The organism is Undibacterium sp. SXout7W (assembly GCF_049339385.1).
In the GTDB taxonomy this organism is placed as follows: domain Bacteria; phylum Pseudomonadota; class Gammaproteobacteria; order Burkholderiales; family Burkholderiaceae_D; genus Undibacterium.
On record NZ_JBMPPF010000018.1, the window covers coordinates 1 to 19,846 of the forward strand.

Here is a 19,846-nt window from a genome sequence, read left to right on the forward strand (position 1 = left end):
CTGGAACGGCTGCCGCTACAACCGTTTAGTCAAATTAGCCAACTGCTCCCGCATCGCTGGGCCACCGTACAATAATTCTCACCACGATAAAGTCGTTCGGTCAACATGAGTTCGCCGGGCGGTTACCCAGTTCCTGAGCAAATTGGCATTCAGCCCGTAATGCAACGCTATCGCGGCAATGGAGACACCTGGTTGCTCGCAAGCCTGAACTACCTGGGCTTTGAATTCGGCACTATGGCGTCGGCGCCTTGGCACGGGAGGAACTGCATTCAGATTCATAATGTACATGTACCCAGTTATTACGTGGACACTATGTTCTATAAATCCGGAGCGCGGTTCAAGACGACTTTACCGGGTGCTTACCCAGCAAGGGAGTTGATGTGTTTGTAAATGACTCTTTTAGCTGCAAGTAAATAAAAAAGGCGCTGATGCGCCTTTTTTATTGTGAGGACTTAGTAAGAACTAAGTGCATACAGCTTGATTACTGAATCTTCGCTTTTTTCACCAGATTCTGCTGGAATGCTTGTACTTTTTGTTGCTGCAATCCATCGATAATTTGTGGTTTTACTTCTTCTAAGCTCGGGAACTTGGACGCACGAACATCATCCAGTTTAATTACATGGAAACCGAATTCTGTTTTGACCGGAACTTCAGTAAACTGGCCTTTTTGCAAGCCAGTCATCGCTTGGGAGAATGCCGGTACAAAAGTTGCTGGAGATGCCCAATCCAGATCGCCACCTTTAGCTGCGGAACCAGTATCTTTTGACTGTTTTGCCAGTTCTTCAAATTTAGCGCCAGCTTTCAGTTTGGAAATGATGGCTTTTGCATCATCTTCCTTTTCTACCAGAATATGGAATGCATGATATTCCTTGTCGCCAGCTTGTGCTTTTGCTTTGTCATATTCAGCTTTAATTTCTGCATCAGACACTGGATTCTTTTTGACGTAATCAACCATCAAGGCACGGATCAGTAAGGATTGGCGAGCAATTTCCAATTGATTTTTGACTTCTGGATTCGACGCGATACCAGATTTTTCGGCTTCTTGCATCAGTACTTCGCGATTGATCAGTTCTTGTTTGACCATTGCGCGCAACTGAGGCGAATCTTGTTGTCCTTGCGTAGCAAGTTGTTTAACCATTGCATCAACGCGTGCAGATGGAATAGCCTTGCCATTCACTACAGCCAGATTTTGTGCCATTGCAGGCAAAGCAGTTGCAAGCAGTACTACCAGCAAATGAGCAGGTTTAAAAGTCATTGTCTGTTCCTAAATAACAAAATAAAAAACGGATTATAGATAAACTACTTAGGTCGGTATCTCTGACGGAGATAACGCAATAATAGAAAGTGCGTGAATCTCTGTATGCATCATATCGCCAACGGAATCATACACTAGTCGATGGCGGGAAATACGGTTTAATCCTTCAAATTGCTGACAAACTATCTTTAAAATGTAATGTCCAGCCCCTGTCGATGCTCCAGCATGTCCCGCATGCGAAGCAGAGTCATCGGTCAGTTGACAAACAACAGGATCAAAAGTTTCTTTTAATCTGGTAATTATTTTATCGTAGCGGTTCGGATTACTCATGTTGATTCGTGAATGTATTTGGAAAGAAACAGACTTTGCAGGACGATAAAGCCCGGCATGATACCTACAACAGAAATGAGTTTAAAGTTGGCCCAGGTAGACGTTTGAAAGTTGAACGCAACGTATAAATTCACTACACCCATAACCATAAAATAAGCAATCCATGCGAGGCTCAGTCGTCCCCATATTTGTTCTGGAAGAGTCATCTGCGAACCAAGAGCAAGTTTAATCAGGTTTTTTCTAAAGATAAATTGAGCGAGGAAAAAGGCTGCGCCGTAACACCAGTACAGAACGGTAGGCTTCCATTTAATAAATGCTTCACTATGGAAATAGATGGTTGCACCACCAAACAGCATGATGATAATGAATGAGATCCAGAGCATGGCATCAATTTTTTTTCGCGCTATGAGCAAATAAATAATTTGACTCAAGGATGCAATTAACGTGATTGCTGTCGCAAGCAGAATCGGCGCTACTTCGAGGCTCGTTATTCCACCCGAGATGAGCGGAGATAGATATTCATTTGCATAGGCTTGTGCGGCTAAGGCATGACTTTCTCCCCACTTAAAAGTGACAAAGAAAAGAATGACTGGGAAAAGATCAAATAAAAATTTCATTGATAAGCGTATTAAGTGAGTGGTTCAAATTTCAGTGATGCCGAATTAATGCAATATCTGAGTCCGGTAGGGGGCGGGCCATCTGGAAATACATGTCCAAGATGTGCATCGCAAACATTGCAAATAATTTCGGTTCGCACCATTCCATGAGAAAAATCTTTTACTTCTTTGACATGCTCTGGATTGATGGCAGTGAAATAACTAGGCCAACCACAGCCTGATTCAAATTTGGCATCAGATGTAAATAGGGGCGTATCGCAACAAACGCAAGTGTAGATGCCGGTTTCTTGATGATCCCAGTACTTGCCCGTGAATGCGCGCTCTGTTGCGGCATGTCGTGTCACTTCATATTCCATTGGGGCGAGTTGTAAGCGCCATTCGGCATCTGTCTTGATGATTTTGTTCACCGTGAATTTCTCCTGGGGTTAATCTGGTTAAGATGAGCAGCTGACCTCGAGATTTTTTGCCCAGTCAGGTGGTAGTTGAGCATAATCATCGTATTCATCTTGTTCAAGGTAAGGATTTTTCAGAATGGCGAGAAGTTTTGCAATCTCTGAAAAATCTTTCTTTTGTGCTTTTTCGATCGCGATTTGTGCCAGATAATTGCGCAGTATATATTTAGGATTACGTGCCTGCATTATCTGATGGCGCTTTTTTTCATCACTGTTTTCTGACATCAACCTGTCGCGATAAAGTTTGAGCCATTCATTGAGTGCATTTCTGTCAATAAATAAGTCACGCAAAGCCTCGTCATTTGCAGACATCTGATTGTTTATTTTGCTGAGATAACGGAAACTCAGTGTCATATCGGCATGGTTTGCCTGAAGTAGCTGGAAAAAAGACTCAAACAAATCCAAATCATGATCTTGATGTTCACTTAATCCAAATTTTTGTTGGAGTAAAAGCTCCCATTGCGTCTCGTAACTGACTTTATATGAATTGAGTGCTTCCTGGGTTTCTTCTATGCTACCGATTAAAGGTAGTAGTGCCTGAGCGAGGGCGTGGCAATTCCAATGCCCAATTGTCGGTTGCATATGATAGGCATAGCGCCCCTGATGGTCGCTATGATTGCAGATATGATTCATATCGTAGGCCTCCATAAAACCAAAGGGGCCATAGTCGATGGTCAGCCCAAGTATGGACATATTATCTGTGTTCATGACACCATGCATAAAACCTACTGACTGCCATTGAGCAATGAGTTTTGCTGTTTTTTCTGTTACTTGGGTTAACAGTGCTTTATAAGGATTGGCAAGTCCCTGAAGCTCAGGATAGTAGTGAGTCAGCGTGAAATCTGCCAGTGCCTTAAGCTCATCAGGACGCTGATTGTAGTACCAGTGTTCAAAGGAACCAAAGCGTATAAAACTTGGTGCGTAACGAGCGACAACAGCGCTGGTTTCTGGTGTTTCTCTCATGACGTATTGATCCGAACCCGTGATGCACAGGGCTCGGGATGTTGGTATGCCTAATCCAAACATGGCTTCAGAGCAAAGAAACTCCCTGATAGATGACCTGAGTACCGCACGTCCATCACCCATCCGAGAAAAAGGAGTAATTCCCGCACCTTTGAGCTGGATTTCTACTGTTTGTCGTTCCTGATTGAGGGCATCACCTAACAGCAGCGCGCGTCCATCACCTAACTGACCTGCCCAAACACCGAACTGATGTCCCGAATATACGCTGGCAATTGGTATCGCCTTTTTCGAGACTGAGTTGCCAGTAAAGCGTGCAATAAAATCAGGATGGTCGTGTATAGAGTCACTTAAATTGAATTCTGTGACCGCATCTTGATTGATGCCGATCAGATAGGGCTTAGAAAGTGGAGTAGGGGAAACCGGTGCGAAAAAGTCTTTAGGTAACGATGAGAAACGGCTTGGATGTATAAGATCGTCGAGGTCTGTATGACTATTTACGTCGTTTAGTGTGGTGTTACTCATAGAGGGTGCCGTTCTGCAATCAAGATATAGCACTATTCTGCCAGACTCCGCAGAAATGCGTATTCGATTAACATCAGCGATCTGCTATCAGTTACGTAAAGCCACTTCAACAACTGTATGACGCCTTGTCATACAAGACTATATTGCCTTTCGTTGTTATTATGGTGCAGTCAGTGTCTCAGCCAATATGTTGCCGGCTGATGAAACGAACATCACTTGCAAGTGATGTGCTCCAAAGCAAAGGAAGTTCACCTGGCCTTGCAGCGACAATTTTGCACGGCCTTAGCTTTGTGTCATTGGCAGAATGCATTTCGCAATGATTTGCGACGTCATTAAAGTAAAATGAGCTCAGATCTTTAGGGATCTAAGCTCATTTTTACTGGTAAGACACATCTTGCTCAGAGAAGACTGAACTTGTCAGGCGCTCATCCTTTCCCTGACTTTGCATCCATCAATCAGGAAAGACAGACTAATTACCAAAACCAACTCACCCTCGGCAGACCTGGCCGTTCCAGTAATACCTGGAGTGCTGATGCATGATAGCGGTTTGATAACCAGATCTGCTGTCCCATCGACGGAGTCCACAGATAAGATGTAAGGACTTGGCGCCGCAATCACGATGCCAACACGCTCCGACGCTGGTGAGTAGCCGAGAATTTTGCCCAAGGATTTGACTGGGAGTGGTCTGCCGAGGTCGCGCAATACTGGTTGGCCGCCCACGCTTTCAAAGGTTTCTGGTAACTCTACTACGCGCTGCACTGTCGCCATCGGCAGAGCGAGTGAAGCTCCATCCGTTCTCACCAGCATTGTTGGCACAATCGATAATTCGATTGGCAGTCTGATCAGGAAGGTCGTGCCAACGCCTAGTTGTGACGATATTCGTATGGCGCCACGATGGCGTTCCACTGCAGTTTTAACCACGTCCATACCAACACCGCGCCCAGATACGCTGGAGGCGACTTCTTTGGTGGAGAATCCGGGTAAAAATACCAACTGGAATGCCTCATCATCAGTCCTGGCATCGTGGGTATTGATGAGACCCTTGGCAATTGCTTTATCGCGTAGCACCTGAGCATTCATCCCTTTGCCATCATCAGAGACTTCAATCATGACACTACTGGCTTCTTGCCACGCTTTCAATGTTATTGTTGAGCGCGGCGATTTGTTCGTTTTCAGTCGTTCCTCAGATGTTTCGAGACCATGATCCAATGCATTTCTCAGCATGTGAACTAGTGGATCGTACAAACTATCTACTACTACCCGGTCAACTTCTGTCTCAGCACCAGCAATATTCAGATCGACGTCTTTGCCGAGATCGCGCGCCAGTTCCCTTACCAAGCGTGGAAATTTCTGAAATAAGCGCCCAACAGGCTGCATACGTGTTGCAAGGGTCGCTCTTTGTAATTCGGTAGAGTATCTGGATGCGCGTGTCAGAGTTTCTGTCAGTGCAGCCATTAAAGGTGCTGCCTGACCATCAAACTTAAACTGCGATAATTTTTCCAGTAAAACAGCCGCCTGATTCGCGGCTTGAACGGATTCACCTGCAACCTCAAGCAACACATTCAGCTTTACTGCATCAATTCGAATACTTTCTTCTTTCGCTGGAGCAGTGTGCTTGACTTCTGCGCCTGATAAAGATGATTTGACTGCTTCGTGTTCTTCGCTGGCTGTTGCTGCAACTGCTTGAGGTGCTTCGGGTGATTCTGCTGCAGGCAGTGTTCCTTCCGGGGTTACTGCCCGGAAATAAGCTTCCCAATCAAGATTTTTATTTTCGCTGTTTGTTATATTGGCAGTTGGCGCAGCAACGGCGGTAATTGATTGTTCTGTCTTTTGAGGTGCAGCTGGAGCTTTTTCTGGAGCAGGTGTGGGCGCAGATTTTTTACTGGAAATATTTCCTTCAATCGCATCAGTCAATATTTTTTCCAGCGATTTTGGCATGGTAGAGAGCTTTTCAGGATCTTCACCATTGTTCAACGCGGTTAATTGATCTGCGACGAATCCACTTGCTTCCAGCGCAGCTTCTATTGCCTCGGGAGTGACCGGAACCTGACCAGTCCTTAACGCATCAAATAAATTTTCAGTAAGGTGGCAGGCTGACACCATGGCGCTCAGGTTCATAAACCCAGCACCGCCTTTGATTGTGTGAAAGGATCTGAATACTGCATTCAGAGTGTTCATATCACTTGGATTGCGCTCAAGTGACAACAGGTGTTCTTCTACATTTGTCGCCAGGTCGAGAGCTTCGACGACAAATTCTTTGAGCATGTCGTCCATCAGAAACCCAGACTATCAAGTAGGTTATCTACATCATCCTGTTCCAGTGCTGCATTTGGAACGGATGGTCCCTCCATTAATTCTACGGCTTTTTCTTTTAAATCTGAAGGTGCATTGTCGATCAGAATTTGTGCCAGTTCTCGCTCGACCGCCTGTGTTATTGCCACGACTTTCTTGATGAGTTGGCCTGTCAGATCCTGGAAATCTTGTGCCATCATGATGTCAAGCAGCCGAGCTTTTTCAGCATCGGTTGCTCGAATCACGGTATTTGCAAATTCTTTTGAGTCATGTGCAAGTACCTTAAATTCGTCTACGCTCAATTTTCCTTCAAACAGATTCTCCCAGCGACTATCAATAGTTTTTGCGTTTTTCGCGAGAATATCCTGCTCGGGCATACCAACATCAGTCGCATTGAGTACTTTATTTGCCGCTTGTTCGGTCAAAGTTGCAACGTACTCAAGACGACCTTGTGCATCACTGATCTGCGAAGCAACCTCTGAAAGTGACCTGTCATAACCAAGCTCACGCATTGAGTCATGCAGCATGCGTACAAGATTTCCCAAGCGATCAAACATAGGCTTGCTGGCATCACCTTCATTGCTATGAAAATTGAATTTTGTAACAACATGCTCTTCTGACTTTACAGGAGCAGCCTGTGTTGGTGCAGCGTTTGTTTCTAGGCGCTGGTTGGCCATTTCTTCAAATAATGCGTCCAGATCATCTGCTGAGTCGGTCATAGTCCTTTATTCTCCATAATCGCTGCGATTATTGTGTAGTTTTCCACAATTCTCATGGTGTGCCATAAAGAGGGCTTACTCGATAAAGTAAAGTGTGCAATACACGTATTTGATCTTTGCCTCGGTTTATGTCCAGATTGCCTCATGCATGGTATTGAGTAATTTAAATTTGAACATATCACTTACCTTCCATGTCATGGTAACAGGACTTTCTCTAAGAATAACCTAGGGTAATAAAATTTGTCATTCTTTTGTTGGCTTAACTGCGGTTTGATCACAACTTGTCGCATGATTCTCTAAAAATTTTTCTGGTGTTTGTATTTTGAACATTCCCAGATTTTGTACTTTTCGCGCAAGCTTGAGTAGTGCCTTGTCTTTAGTAATCAGTGTGTCGACTTGCGCATCTCGTGAAATTTCTAAAAATTTCTGATCATCTTTATCGCTGCAAACTGGAAGACGTCGCTCATGATTCAGAGGCGGATTTTGACATTCAATATGCGCATCAAATCTTTGTATGATTTCCTGAAGTTGTTCTGGTTGTATTGGTAAGTGTGGATATTTCAGGACGGCCAGCCATTCGTCGCGGCATTCCTGTCGCGTAATTGCTTTAAGTTCGCCAGTTTGCAGCCCGCGAAGTATGTTTGCCCAGCGAGTGTCCTGAAAAACGAACAAATCGAGGCAGACATTGGTGTCAAGCACAAGCAGCTTGGGTATGATGGAGTCCATTGTGTTTGTTGAAGTGAATAAAATTTATGCTTATTGTATTATCCCCAGCCAAAAGTCTTGATTATAAAACTCCACCGACCACAAATATTTCAACAACGCCAGCGTTAATGGCGCAAGCGTCGCGCTTGATTGATATTGTTCGCCGTAAGTCTGCGGAAGAAATTGCTGCTTTAATGAGTCTGTCCCCAGCGTTATCGCAATTAAATGTGGAGCGTTACGCTGCATGGTCTGAGAGTCCTGTGTCTCAGAATATGAAGCAGGCAGTACTGGCATTTAACGGTGACGTGTATGAAGGTTTGGATGCTGGTAGCCTGAGCGCAAAGCAAATAACCTACATGCAGGATCACGTGCGTATTCTTTCTGGGTTATATGGAGTTTTACGTCCGCTGGACGCGTTGCAACCATATCGACTGGAAATGGGAACGAAGCTTGAAAATGCACGAGGCAAAAATTTATATGCGTTTTGGGGGGATGATATTGCAGAAAATCTGAATCAATTGCTCACATTGCAGCAAGACCATGTATTGATTAATCTCGCATCCGAAGAATATTTTAAGGCTGTCAAGCTTTCGATCTTAAATGCAGAGGTGATTACCCCTGTGTTTCAGGATTGGAAAAATGGCAAATATAAAATCATTTCGTTTTACGCGAAACGCGCGCGTGGGTTGATGGCGAGGTACTGTGCAGTAAATCAGATTAAAAAAGCAGAGAAGCTCAAAAAATTTGATGTCGATGGCTATGTGTATTGCGAGGAGGAATCTGATCAAAATCGGTGGGTGTTTCGTCGCAGAGTGGCCGATTGAGTGCGTCATATAAAAGAAAATCAAAGAACAATAAAAAAATCCCCGCAATGTGCGGGGATTTTTTTGTGCAATGTGGATTAAACGATATAACCGGTTTTACCAGAATTTCCACCAAGCCGTACTATCTTTTCCTTTTCCGGTCAGGAAAGCACTTTTCGGGAAATTGGTTAAAAATACTCTGTTTGCATCATCGCGTAAGGCAGTCATATTCATAGCATCATAGGAGCGAACAAGAATAAACATGGCTTCTTCAATCGCTGGTGCGTCCGGGTATTCCTTAATTGCAGATTGTGCCCGGTTAGCTGCTGCCAGATAGGCACCACGACGCATGTAATAGCGCGCTACATGCACATCATATTGTGCCAGTGCATTCACCAGATACTTCATTCTGGCAATGGCGTCCGGTGTGTATTTGCTTTCCGGGAACTGTGTCACCAATTGTTTGAAGGCATCAAATGAATCGCGTGATGCTTTTGGATCGCGTTCCGTAATGTCCTGGTTGGCAAGAAAATTAAACAGACCGAGTTGATCATTAAAATTGATCACGCCACGCAAGTAGTACATATAGTCTACGTGACTGTGATTGGGGTGCAATTTAATGAAACGTTCTACTGCTGCCAGTGCCTGAGCCTGATCACCTTGTTTATAATAGGCGTAGGCTGTTTCTATCTGAGCTTGCTGGGCATAAGTGCCAAAAGGAAACCGCGATTCCAGTTTTTCAAAATACTGAATTGCTTTTTCATACCCTCCATTCGCCATTTCGTCTTTTGCTTCGGCGTATAATTTTGACGCTGACCAACTTTTGGTCTCATCGCCTTTATCACCAAACACCCCGCAACCGCTCAATGTTAGAGAAGCGGTCAGAGCCAGAAACAGCAATTTCAAAGATTTTATGTGCATAAATTTGTGCATGAGCATGGAAACAATTTACGGATTATAGCCGATGGCAAAAAATGTGAAACCAACTACAACAGTGATTTTGTCAAAATCTGATGAAGATATCGATTTTGACGAGGTTGTCGAAGAGGCGGAAGCCGATGAAGAATTTTCTCCGGTAGTCGAAAACATAGACATTAAATTGACGTCTGATGCTTGTGGTGAGCGCTTGGACAAGACATTATCGAAACTTGTTCCTCAATATTCCAGAAGTCGCATACAGCAATGGATAGAGGCTGGATTTGTTGAAGTAGATGGCAAGCCGGGCAAAGGAAAAATGACAATGCTGGGTGATGAGCACATCATCATTCAGCCGCAGGCAGCGCCGGATGAGGGGGCGTATTCACCAGAAGATATTCCGCTCAATGTTGTTTATGAAGATAATTCCATTGTGGTGATTAATAAACCTGCTGGAATGGTCGTGCACCCTGCCGCTGGTAACTGGTCCGGCACGTTGCTCAATGGCTTGTTGTACCGCTGGCCTGCTTTGAATGGCGTTCCCCGTGCTGGTATTGTTCATCGTCTTGATAAAGATACCTCTGGCTTGATGGTAGTGGCTAAAACACTGGTGGCACACACGGAATTGGTGCGGCAATTGCAGGATCGCAGCGTGAAGCGCGAATATTATGCCTTGGTGTGGGGGACGCCGAATGTCTCAGGTACGGTTGATGCGCCAATGGCACGACACCCGCGAGATAGAATAAAAATGGCTGTTTCGCAGAGTGTGATCGCCAAGCCAGCAGTGACACATTTTCAGCGCATCGCTGCCGGAATGTTAGAGAAATTCCCTGTTAGTCTGGTGGCATGTCAACTGGAAACAGGTCGTACTCATCAGATTCGCGTGCATATGCAGTCGCTGAACTTCCCGCTGGTAGGCGATCCTTTATATGGTAAGCAGCATTTGGCGAGATTTTTCCCTAGGCAGGCATTACAGGCGCGTAAGCTGGGGTTGAGCCATCCAGAAACGGGCGAGCATATCGAGTGGGAAATTCCTGTTGCTGAAGATTTTTCTGATCTGCTGAAGCAAGCTGGAATTCATTTGGCATGAACTCCATGATTGCGCGCTTACCATTTCCTGTTATTCAGCCAGATTGGCCAGACCTGCCGTCGAATATCCGTGCTTTTTCAACAAGTAGGCGTGGCGGCTTCAGTGCTGGCGTATATGGTAATCAATATGGTGTCGAGGGGTTCAATCTTGGTGACCATGTTGCTGATGATATTGGGGCGGTCAGTGCCAATCGGGCGTTGCTGAATCAGTACACGCCTCATGATGTCATGTTCTTTTCACAAGTTCATGGCAATATAGTGCTTGATGCTGGCAGCATTCATTCTGGCTTAGTCGGCGATGCAGCATTTTCTAATGCTGTTGGCACCGTGTGTGCCGTTCTCACTGCCGATTGTCTGCCGGTTTTGTTTGCGGACAAAGCTGGGCGGTGTGTTGCTGCGGCGCATGCTGGATGGCGAGGTTTAGCGGGCGGAATATTGCAGCGCACGGTAGATCGCATGAGAGTTGCAGGCGCTAGTGAGTTGACTGCGTGGATGGGGCCAGCAATAGGCCCGGCAAAGTTTGAGGTGGGGCAAGACGTTATGGATGTTTTTTCGTCTGGCTTGTCAGATGTGGAACAATATTTTCGTCCGAAAACCGATGCTGGTGAAGAAAGAAAATATTTGGCTGACATTTATGGTCTTGCCCGGGCAACGTTGGCGAAGCATGGTGTGGTTGATGTGTATGGAGGTAGCTATTGCACTGTCAGCGACCCCGCTCATTTTTACTCATATCGCAGGGATGGTGTTACTGGCCGGATGGGGCATTTGATCTGGATTGATCAGCCGCGTTAGAAGGCGTATCGGGAGATGGTGTTTGGTCGTCGAATTCGCTGATGTGAGATAAATGCTGCGGTGCAGCTTCATTTCTCTTCAGCGCACGCTTGCGTTGTGGTGCGCGCATCAGGTATAAAAGAATCGTTAGAGGGAATACGCAATAAAACAGAAAGGTCATGACTCCAGCTGTTATCGACGGCTCGGTCAATGCCATCAGTAGAACAACGTAAATCCAGGCGATTGCAACAATATAGGCAAACATAATTTCCTCGTTATTTTTATATTTCTTTATTTATTGTTTCAATTTTTTTGAAATTCAAATTGATTGAAGCTAAAAATTAACCCTCAACAATACGCGAAAATCAGGAGGCACGCATGAAGACTTATGATCCTCAAGCTATGTACTCCGAATGGATGTCACAGCTAGTGAATCAAAATCAGTGGCAGGATTGGATGAAGCCTGCTTCTGCATTGGCAGATGCGCCAATGAAAGATGTGCTCAAAGATATTGGCGCACAGATTGATCCTGCGACGTTAAACCGTCTGCAGCATTCCTATATGGAAGAGTTTGGTCGTTTGTGGCAAGACTTTGCTATTTCTAAATTGCCGACATTAAGTGATCGTCGGTTTTCCTCCCCCGATTGGCACAATCATGCCATGCATGCTTACAGTGCTGCGACTTACTTGCTGAATGCCAAGTTTTTAATGTCAATGGCTGAAGCTGTACAGGCAACACCAAAAGTAAAGCAAAAAATCAATTTTGCGGTGCAGCAAATGATTGATGCTGCCTCTCCTGCTAACTTTTTGGTGACCAACCCTGAGGCACAGGCTAAGTTAATTGAGACTAAAGGTGAAAGTCTGGCCAAAGGCATTACTCAGATGCTGTCTGACATGCAAAAAGGCCGCATTTCTCAAACGGATGAATCTGCTTTTGAAGTCGGCGTGAATGTTGCCACGACTGAAGGGGCGGTTGTTTTTGAAAATCATCTGTTTCAGTTGATTCAATATAAGCCACTGACTAGTACTGTGCATCAGCGTCCATTGCTGATGGTGCCGCCTTGTATTAATAAATTCTATATTTTGGATTTGCAGCCGGAAAATTCTGTGGTTCGTTATGCAGTTGAGCAAGGGCATACTGTTTTCCTTGTTTCTTGGGTGAATCCTGACGCTCATTTGGACGAGGTAAGCTGGAATGATTACATCGAAGTCGGTGCAATTAAGGCTCTGCATGTCGTTCAGGAAATTACCAAGCAAGATCAGCTGAATGTATTTGGTTTTTGTGTCGGCGGTACGATCATTTCAACGGCTTTGTCTGTTTTGGCGGACCGGGGTGAATATCCTGCCAGTAGCCTGACATTGTTGACGACCTTGCTTGATTTTTCTGATACCGGCATCCTGGACGTATTCGTCGACGAGATGAATGTGGTGATGCGCGAGCAAACCATCGGTAAAAAGGGATTGTTGCTTGGACGTGATCTGACCAGCACTTTCTCCAGTTTGCGCGCGAATGATCTTGTCTGGAATTATGTTCAGTCCAATTACCTGAAAGGGCAGGCGCCTCCGCCTTTCGATTTGCTTTATTGGAATGCAGACAGCACAAATTTACCAGGCCCTATGTATTGCTGGTATTTGCGCAATACTTACCTGGAAAATAATTTGATGCAGCCAGGAAAATTGACTGTTGCTGGAAATAAAGTTGATTTGGGCAAAATTGACGCGCCAACTTTCATTTATGGCTCCAAAGAAGATCATATTGTGCCTTGGGGCGCTGCTTTTGCATCAACCAACTTGCTCAATGCCAAGCATAAAGAACGTAATCGTTTCGTGCTTGGTGCTTCGGGTCATATCGCTGGTGTAGTGAATCCTCCGGCGAAGAAGAAAAGAAGTTACTGGACTAATGATCGGGTTGGTGTTGATGCAGCGGCATGGTTTGAGGGTGCAACCGAGCACACGGGTAGTTGGTGGCCTGAATGGTCTGCATTTTTGTCGGAACATGGCGGCAAGATGGTAAAAGCGCCAGCAAAACCTGGTAATGCAAAATACCCAGAGATTGAAGTGGCTCCGGGGCGGTTTGTGAAAGTAAGAGCAGATTAATTGTTGTAGCGGAACTTTATATTTCAAACAGGAGAACAAGTATGTCAAAGCGTGTCGCATATGTAACCGGTGGTATGGGTGGTATCGGAACCTCAATCTGTAAGCGTTTATGCAGAGATGGTTACATTGTTGTGGCTGGTTGCGGCCCTAACTCTGCCCGTAAAGATAAATGGCTGGCAGATATGCGTGCTGAAGGGTATGAAATTCATGCCTCTGAAGGTAATGTGTCTGATTGGGAATCTACTAAAGCTGCTTTTGATAAAGTAAAAGCAGAAATTGGCAACATCGACGTTCTTGTTAATAATGCTGGTATTACCCGCGACGGTCAGTTCCGTAAAATGACCAAAGATGACTGGGACGCGGTCATGGATACCAACCTGAATTCCTTGTTTAATGTCACCAAGCAAGTGATTGAAGGCATGGTTGATCGTAACTGGGGTCGTATTATCAATATTTCTTCGGTTAATGGTCAAAAAGGGCAGTTTGGTCAGACTAATTACTCCACTGCAAAAGCCGGTATTCATGGTTTCTCAATGGCGTTAGCGCAAGAAGTTGCAACGAAAGGTGTTACTGTAAATACAGTGTCTCCTGGTTACGTTGGAACCGACATGGTGAAAGCGATTCGTCCAGATGTATTAGAAAAAATTGTTTCCGGTATTCCAGTACGTCGCCTTGCTGAACCAGAAGAAATTGCTTCTATCGTTGCATGGATTGCTTCTGACGAAGGTGGTTATGCTACCGGATCTGATTTTTCCATCAATGGCGGCTTGCATATGGGCTAATGCCTGTGTTGCAGAAACGATGTTGATGTTTGTTTAAAATCACTTTTTGCTGTTTTTGAGTTGTAATGAATCTACTGCAGTGCGGTAGAATATGCCCACCGGATCATATGATTCTGGTGGGCAATTTACTTGTAAGTAATAAAATAAAAATGCAATAAAAATGGGGACAGACAAGCCGTTGTGTTTTATATGTAGAACGAAATGCATAACTTGTTTGCTTGAAGCAATCCAGAACGAATAGCCACTTTTTAGCTGGACTAGCAACTGGGATACGAAGTTATTACCTGAGATTTCGATGAATAGCGCAAAAAAATCAACTCAACATCTGATCAAAAAATACCCAAATCGCCGTTTGTATGACACACAGACAAGCAGCTATATCACGTTGGTCGATGTCAAACAATTTGTACTCGATAATGATGATTTTGCGGTGGTTGATGCAAAAACAGGTGAGGATCTGACGCGCAGCATTTTGTTGCAAATTATTCTGGAAGAAGAAGCGGGCGGCACGCCAATGTTTTCCAGCGTTGTGTTGGCACAAATTATCAGATACTACGGGCATGCTATGCAGGGCATGATGGGAAATTATCTGGAGAAGAACGTACAAGCTTTTATTGATATTCAAAATAAATTAGCTGAAAACTCCAAAGGGATCTATGAAGGTAAGCCCTTTAGCCCCGAAATGTGGACGCAGTTCATGAATGTGCAGGGCCCGATGATGCAAGGCATGATGGGGAACTACATTGAGCAAAGTAAGAGCCTTTTTGTGCAGATGCAGGAACAGATGCAAAATCAGGCAAAAAACATCTTCACCGCTTTCCCATTTAATCCTGAGGATCAGAATAAAAAATAATCTATTTGACCTAAGTGACTGATTTATTGGTAACTTAGGTAGGTAAGTGGGCAAGGCTTGGTCGCAGAGGGTACAATAGCGGATTCGCTGTTCGTACCCTTTTTGTTATTTGTGTCTGCTATGTCTATAAATGAATTACGTCGTCAAGAATCCACTTCCAGCCCTAAAGTTGGCTTTGTAAGCCTCGGCTGTCCTAAGGCCCTTGTTGACTCCGAACAAATCCTGACCCAGTTACGGGCTGAGGGTTACGATACTGCCAAGTCCTATGACGGTGCTGATCTGGTGATTGTTAACACTTGCGGGTTTATTGATGCTGCGGTGCAAGAGTCACTCGATGCGATTGGTGAGGCATTGGCAGAAAATGGAAAAGTGATCGTCACTGGCTGCCTTGGCGCAAAAAAAGATGCAGATGGCAAGGATATGATCCAGTCTATCCATCCGAAAGTGCTGGAAGTGACTGGTCCACATGCCGTAGGTGAGGTGATGGCAGCGGTACACAAGCATTTGCCTAAGCCGCATGAGCCGTTTATTGATCTGGTGCCAGCGCAAGGTGTGAAGCTGACACCCAAACACTTTGCTTATCTGAAAATTTCTGAAGGCTGCAATCATCGTTGCAGTTTCTGCATTATCCCTTCCATGCGTGGTGATCTGGTGTCGCGTCCGATTGCGGATGTCATGCTGGAGGCTGAGAATTTGTTTAAAGCCGGCGTGAAAGAGCTGTTAGTGATCTCTCAAGATACCAGTGCCTACGGTGTTGATGTCAAATTCCGGACTGGTTTCTGGAATGGCAAGCCTGTGAAAACACATATGACGCAGTTGGTAGAGGCCTTGGGTGAGCTGGCAAAGCAATATGATGCCTGGGTGCGCCTGCATTATGTTTATCCTTATCCTCATGTCGATCAGATCATTCCTTTTATGAATAATGGGCATGTTCTGCCTTACCTTGATGTGCCTTTGCAACATGCACATCCTGATGTGTTGAAGCGCATGAAACGTCCAGCCAGTGGTGAAAAAAACATTGAGCGCATTAAAGCGTGGCGTGAGATGTGTCCAGATATCACCATACGCTCGACCTTCATCGCTGGTTTTCCGGGTGAAACTGAAGAAGAATTTGAGTACCTTCTGGATTTCCTGAAAGAAGCTGAAATCGATCGACTTGGTTGTTTTGCCTATTCTCCTGTCGAAGGTGCAACAGCAAATGAGTTGGCCGGTCAGTTGCCAGATGAGGTGCGTGAGGATCGTCGGCGTCGTGTGATGGAGTTGCAGGAAGAGATTTCCAAAAAACGTTTGCAGGCCAAAATTGGAAAAACCATGCGAGTACTGATTGATGCACTTGATCGTAGTGGCGGTGTCGGCCGTAGTTCTGCTGATGCGCCTGAGATTGATGGTGTGGTCTACGTCAAGCCGCCATTTGAGCCTCATCGTAAATTAAAAATAGGCGAGTTCGTGGACGTGTTAATCACTGCTGCTGATGCGCATGATTTGTGGGGCTCGGCAGTGTAACGGTATGAGGGTCCTTTCGATCAGATTGCTGTCAATCGCTTGCCTGTCTGCAGTAACGACCTTAGTAGAGGCGCAACAGGCTGGGCCTGCCATGACTAACCCCTTATTTGCCAAGCCAGTAGAGTTGCGAGGGAAATTGGGGGCGCAGCAGATCCGTATGTATCTGCAGCCTAAAACCGAAGATCGCGATAGTGTTGAAGGGAGCTATGTTATCGTCCATGCAGGTAAACTTGGTCAAAAAATTTTACTGGCTGGTGAAGTGACTGCGGATAAGCTAAGTATGGAGGAATCCATTGACGGTACAGATGTCTCCGGCCAGTGGGATGGTGACCTTCATGGTAATGTGGTTCGTGGTGTCTGGTTATCTGCAGATGGAACGATTCATCAGGATTTCGCGTTGGAGCTGGTTCCATTGAGTAAATCGAAGCAAATTTCCAACAATGGTAGTCGTAAAAAATAAAAAAGCGCACTCTGCGCTTTAAACTCGTAACGATTGCCTGTTGGATTCATAGCGATTGCTTCAGCGAGTTGGAATATGCCACAGTTTGGAGTCGTTAATGGGGGTGTCTTTTGGCAGATGTGGATTGTTTAATCGGATGATTCGTCGGCTTTTCATGTTCAGCTTTGTTATCGCATCCTGATAGTACTTATTAAAAATGGCATCAAAACTCCCATCTTTTTGCATAATGCGTAAGCCGGCTTCTACTCTTTCTTTGATTTCCTGATCTTGCTTGTTGAAGAAGAAATAGTAGGGGAATGGATAGTAAATCAATAGATTCTTTTCTATCATCAGCTCTGGATTTTCTGCTTTATTTTGCTCGTACTCTGTCAAAATTTCACCAATGCCGCGGGGAAAGCCGTCAAAACGATTTGCTGACAGCATTTTAAATAGCTGAGAATATTTACCCTGTACGACTTTGATGCCATGATTTTCAAAGATGGCATTGTCATTCCAGTCAACACCCTGACCAAAACTTATTTTTTTCAGATCATCTGACGTTTTTATCTGATTGAATTTGACCTGATTCTCTTTGTTAATCAGAAGCACACGATAGCCGAGCAAGCCTTTGCGCAAGGGAAAACGTATCGTTGCAAAACGTTGCTCCAGCTCGATTGATGTCGGATTCCAGGCAACGTTAATAGTGTGCTCGGCCGATTCCAGCTCCTGCAAAACCCGTTTTTTGGGTACCAACTTAGTGTACGGGAGGCATTCATAGTCGCCGTACTGTGGCCGTGATTTTTCTAATGCGGTACAAAGGATTTCAATGACATCATTAAAGCGCGACTCATTGGGAGCTTCACCAATAGAGTAAATCACTTTGATCACTGCTGCCTGAGTGATTACAGGAATGAAAATCAGATAGACGAGTAAGCTGCTGCGGAGAATCAGAGAGAGGATATTCATCGCATCACAAATACGGTGTCAATGGTTATTCGTGCATATTGTGTGGTACAGCATGCCGTGTATTTCTGATGACGTATCATGTTGATGTGATCTGTTGATATGAGCTGAACCGATTGTCTGTTTTCTCAAAAATGGCGTGAGGATAGAAAATTCGCAGCGTATTCCATGTGTGTAATTTTAATCGACTTTCATCGCTGACAAGTCTGACAAGTATCCTCAAGCGGGTATTTAGGGCATATTGACACGATGTTTTACAAATGGCGCGGGTTTGTCTGTTGGATGATTTGTTGTAGTTCAAATGCCGATGGGCCCGTTTGAATGAAGTACGGAGAATGCAAAGTCGGATGAAAGCATCTCAATGGTACATACTCCCCATAGAATTTGGATTAATGCCCTCAATCTCTGCGTAAAATAAGGTGCTTAAAATATACTGGTAGGAGTATATTTAAGCACCTTATTTTGTGTAGCGGACTCAGGGGTGTTTTAGTGTTGATGAATAAATCAGAGGTTTTTATATGTCTAAAAATGACAATCAGGTAAATGGTGTTGCAACTCGCGTGATTCACAGTGCATACACAGCACCGGCTGGTTTTGGTGCGTTTCCTGTGGCGATTCATCATGCGTCGACAGTATTGTTTGACAGTGTCGCTGCAATGAGATCACGTAGCTGGCAAGAAAAATCCTCATATACCTATGGTTTGCATGGCACGCCAACCAGTTTTACGCTGGAAGCGCGTTTGGCCGAAATAGAGCAGGGCAATCATTGCCTGTTGGTACCGAGTGGTCTGGCGGCGATTACGCTGGTGGATCTGGCGTTGCTGAAAAGCGGTGACGATGTATTGATTCCGGATAACGTCTATAACCCGAATCGCGATCTGGCGAATTGGTTGAGTCAGAGCTACGGGATCAGCGCACGTTTTTATGATCCGTTGATTGGTGCTGGCATTGCTGCGCTGATTCAGGAAAATACTCGTCTGATCTGGACTGAAGCACCGGGTTCGGTATCAATGGAAGTACCTGATATTCCAGCGATCTGCGCTGCGGCACATGCCAGAGGCGTATTGGTGGCGCTCGATAATACCTGGTCTGCTGGTATCGCCTTTTCTGCGTTTGCCCATGGCGTCGATATCATCATGCAGGCGCTGACAAAATACCAAAGCGGTGGTTCGGATGTATTAATGGGAGCGGTCATCACCAAAGACAAAGCACTCAATACGCGTTTGCAGCTTGCCCACATGCGTCTGGGTTTTGGTGTGGGCATGGATGATGCATATCTGGTATTGCGTAATTTGCCCAGCCTGAAGTTGCGTTTTGAGGCGCATGATCGTGGTGCGCGCGAAGTCGCTGCATGGCTGGCGCAACGCCCAGAGGTCAGCACCGTGCTGCATCCTGCAATGCCGGATTGTCCCGGACATGAAATATGGAAGCGCGATTTCAGTGGTGCCGGAGGTTTGTTCTCGGTGCTATTTGACGAGCGTTATACAGAGCAGCAAACGGATCGTTTTGTCGATAGTCTGAACTTATTCAAGATTGGTTTCAGTTGGGGCGGCGCGCATAGCTTGTGCATACCTTACCGGATAGAGCAGATGCGCGATCGTTGGCAGGCTCGTGGTATTTTGGTGCGCTTTAATATTGGCCTGGAAGAACCAACGGATTTGATTGCTGATATTGAGCAAGCGCTGGTGGAAATGAAAAAAGCTGCCTGAAGCAAAAGGCAGCTTTTTGTGATGAGCGATCAATTCAGGAAGTAAATGAATTGATATTAATGCAGGA

The 19,846-nt window shown here is 45.2% G+C and carries 21 protein-coding genes; 9 read left to right on the forward strand and 12 right to left on the reverse strand.

Annotation, left to right across the window (positions count from 1 at the left end; genetic code table 11):
* Positions 1-78: 78 nt before the first annotated feature.
* The 9 genes from ACO0LB_RS15875 to ACO0LB_RS15915 form a co-directional block, all read right to left on the reverse strand.
* Positions 79-288 carry a transposase gene (locus tag ACO0LB_RS15875; protein ID WP_423050791.1) on the reverse strand — a complete coding sequence of 70 codons (210 nt, stop codon included), beginning with the start codon at positions 286-288 and terminating at the stop codon, positions 79-81.
* Positions 289-481: 193 nt separating this feature from the next.
* On the reverse strand, positions 482-1,255 hold the full coding sequence (locus ACO0LB_RS15880) for a peptidyl-prolyl cis-trans isomerase (RefSeq protein ID WP_423050793.1): 774 nt from the start codon (positions 1,253-1,255) through the stop codon (positions 482-484).
* Positions 1,256-1,303: 48 nt separating this feature from the next.
* Complete coding sequence (locus tag ACO0LB_RS15885) at positions 1,304-1,585, reverse strand: BolA family protein (protein WP_423050795.1); 282 nt, start codon at positions 1,583-1,585, stop codon at positions 1,304-1,306.
* On the reverse strand, positions 1,582-2,202 hold the full coding sequence (locus tag ACO0LB_RS15890; protein ID WP_423050797.1) for a septation protein A: 621 nt from the start codon (positions 2,200-2,202) through the stop codon (positions 1,582-1,584). Before ACO0LB_RS15890 ends, ACO0LB_RS15885 begins: the two co-directional genes overlap by 4 nt.
* 11 nt (positions 2,203-2,213) lie before the next feature.
* Positions 2,214-2,609 carry a peptide-methionine (R)-S-oxide reductase MsrB gene (msrB, locus tag ACO0LB_RS15895; protein ID WP_423050799.1) on the reverse strand — a complete coding sequence of 132 codons (396 nt, stop codon included), beginning with the start codon at positions 2,607-2,609 and terminating at the stop codon, positions 2,214-2,216.
* A gap of 27 nt (positions 2,610-2,636) precedes the next feature.
* Positions 2,637-4,139 carry a protein adenylyltransferase SelO gene (locus ACO0LB_RS15900; protein WP_423050801.1) on the reverse strand — a complete coding sequence of 501 codons (1,503 nt, stop codon included), beginning with the start codon at positions 4,137-4,139 and terminating at the stop codon, positions 2,637-2,639.
* 417 nt (positions 4,140-4,556) lie between these two features.
* A complete protein-coding gene (locus tag ACO0LB_RS15905) occupies positions 4,557-6,413 on the reverse strand; it encodes a chemotaxis protein CheA (RefSeq protein ID WP_423050803.1) in 1,857 nt (618 codons plus the stop codon).
* Positions 6,413-7,150 (reverse strand): protein phosphatase CheZ, encoded by a 738-nt coding sequence (locus tag ACO0LB_RS15910; RefSeq protein WP_423050805.1) that lies wholly within the window; start codon positions 7,148-7,150, stop codon positions 6,413-6,415. Before ACO0LB_RS15910 ends, ACO0LB_RS15905 begins: the two co-directional genes overlap by 1 nt.
* A 243-nt stretch (positions 7,151-7,393) precedes the next feature.
* Positions 7,394-7,876: a putative toxin-antitoxin system toxin component, PIN family gene (locus tag ACO0LB_RS15915; RefSeq protein ID WP_423050807.1), complete on the reverse strand. Its 483-nt coding sequence runs from the start codon at positions 7,874-7,876 to the stop codon at positions 7,394-7,396.
* Between the two features lie 26 nt (positions 7,877-7,902).
* Between ACO0LB_RS15915 and yaaA the strand changes: the two genes are divergently transcribed.
* Complete coding sequence (yaaA, locus tag ACO0LB_RS15920; protein ID WP_423050809.1) at positions 7,903-8,679, forward strand: peroxide stress protein YaaA; 777 nt, start codon at positions 7,903-7,905, stop codon at positions 8,677-8,679.
* Positions 8,680-8,775: 96 nt separating this feature from the next.
* Here yaaA and ACO0LB_RS15925 read toward each other — a convergent pair whose 3' ends face one another.
* Positions 8,776-9,579: an outer membrane protein assembly factor BamD gene (locus ACO0LB_RS15925; protein ID WP_423050811.1), complete on the reverse strand. Its 804-nt coding sequence runs from the start codon at positions 9,577-9,579 to the stop codon at positions 8,776-8,778.
* Positions 9,580-9,622: 43 nt separating this feature from the next.
* On the opposite strand from ACO0LB_RS15925, the gene ACO0LB_RS15930 reads away from it, so the two are divergent.
* Both ACO0LB_RS15930 and pgeF read left to right on the forward strand, forming a co-directional pair.
* Positions 9,623-10,663: an RluA family pseudouridine synthase gene (locus tag ACO0LB_RS15930; RefSeq protein ID WP_423050813.1), complete on the forward strand. Its 1,041-nt coding sequence runs from the start codon at positions 9,623-9,625 to the stop codon at positions 10,661-10,663.
* Entirely contained in the window at positions 10,660-11,454 is a 795-nt protein-coding gene (gene pgeF, locus ACO0LB_RS15935; RefSeq protein WP_423050816.1) for a peptidoglycan editing factor PgeF, read from the forward strand. The genes ACO0LB_RS15930 and pgeF overlap by 4 nt, the downstream gene beginning before the upstream one ends.
* On the opposite strand, the gene ACO0LB_RS15940 is transcribed toward pgeF, so the two are convergent.
* Positions 11,408-11,698, reverse strand: coding sequence for a hypothetical protein (locus tag ACO0LB_RS15940; protein WP_423050818.1), 291 nt, complete (start codon positions 11,696-11,698; stop codon positions 11,408-11,410). The genes pgeF and ACO0LB_RS15940 overlap by 47 nt on opposite strands.
* 113 nt (positions 11,699-11,811) lie before the next feature.
* On the opposite strand from ACO0LB_RS15940, the gene phaC reads away from it, so the two are divergent.
* The 5 genes from phaC (at position 11,812) to ACO0LB_RS15965 (ending at position 17,128) form a co-directional block, all read left to right on the forward strand.
* Positions 11,812-13,530, forward strand: coding sequence for a class I poly(R)-hydroxyalkanoic acid synthase (gene phaC / locus ACO0LB_RS15945; RefSeq protein WP_423050820.1), 1,719 nt, complete (start codon positions 11,812-11,814; stop codon positions 13,528-13,530).
* A gap of 41 nt (positions 13,531-13,571) precedes the next feature.
* Entirely contained in the window at positions 13,572-14,312 is a 741-nt protein-coding gene (locus ACO0LB_RS15950; RefSeq protein ID WP_423050822.1) for a 3-ketoacyl-ACP reductase, read from the forward strand.
* A 295-nt stretch (positions 14,313-14,607) separates the two neighbouring features.
* Entirely contained in the window at positions 14,608-15,165 is a 558-nt protein-coding gene (phaR, locus tag ACO0LB_RS15955) for a polyhydroxyalkanoate synthesis repressor PhaR (protein WP_423050824.1), read from the forward strand.
* Positions 15,166-15,285: 120 nt separating this feature from the next.
* On the forward strand, positions 15,286-16,668 hold the full coding sequence (gene rimO / locus ACO0LB_RS15960; RefSeq protein ID WP_423050826.1) for a 30S ribosomal protein S12 methylthiotransferase RimO: 1,383 nt from the start codon (positions 15,286-15,288) through the stop codon (positions 16,666-16,668).
* A gap of 4 nt (positions 16,669-16,672) precedes the next feature.
* Positions 16,673-17,128, forward strand: a complete 456-nt coding sequence (locus ACO0LB_RS15965; RefSeq protein WP_423050828.1) for a hypothetical protein — start codon at positions 16,673-16,675, stop codon at positions 17,126-17,128.
* A 60-nt stretch (positions 17,129-17,188) separates the two neighbouring features.
* On the opposite strand, the gene ACO0LB_RS15970 is transcribed toward ACO0LB_RS15965, so the two are convergent.
* Positions 17,189-18,073 carry an amino acid ABC transporter substrate-binding protein gene (locus tag ACO0LB_RS15970; RefSeq protein ID WP_423050830.1) on the reverse strand — a complete coding sequence of 295 codons (885 nt, stop codon included), beginning with the start codon at positions 18,071-18,073 and terminating at the stop codon, positions 17,189-17,191.
* A 515-nt stretch (positions 18,074-18,588) separates the two neighbouring features.
* On the opposite strand from ACO0LB_RS15970, the gene ACO0LB_RS15975 reads away from it, so the two are divergent.
* Positions 18,589-19,779, forward strand: a complete 1,191-nt coding sequence (locus ACO0LB_RS15975) for a cystathionine beta-lyase (RefSeq protein ID WP_423050832.1) — start codon at positions 18,589-18,591, stop codon at positions 19,777-19,779.
* Positions 19,780-19,846 lie beyond the last annotated feature (67 nt).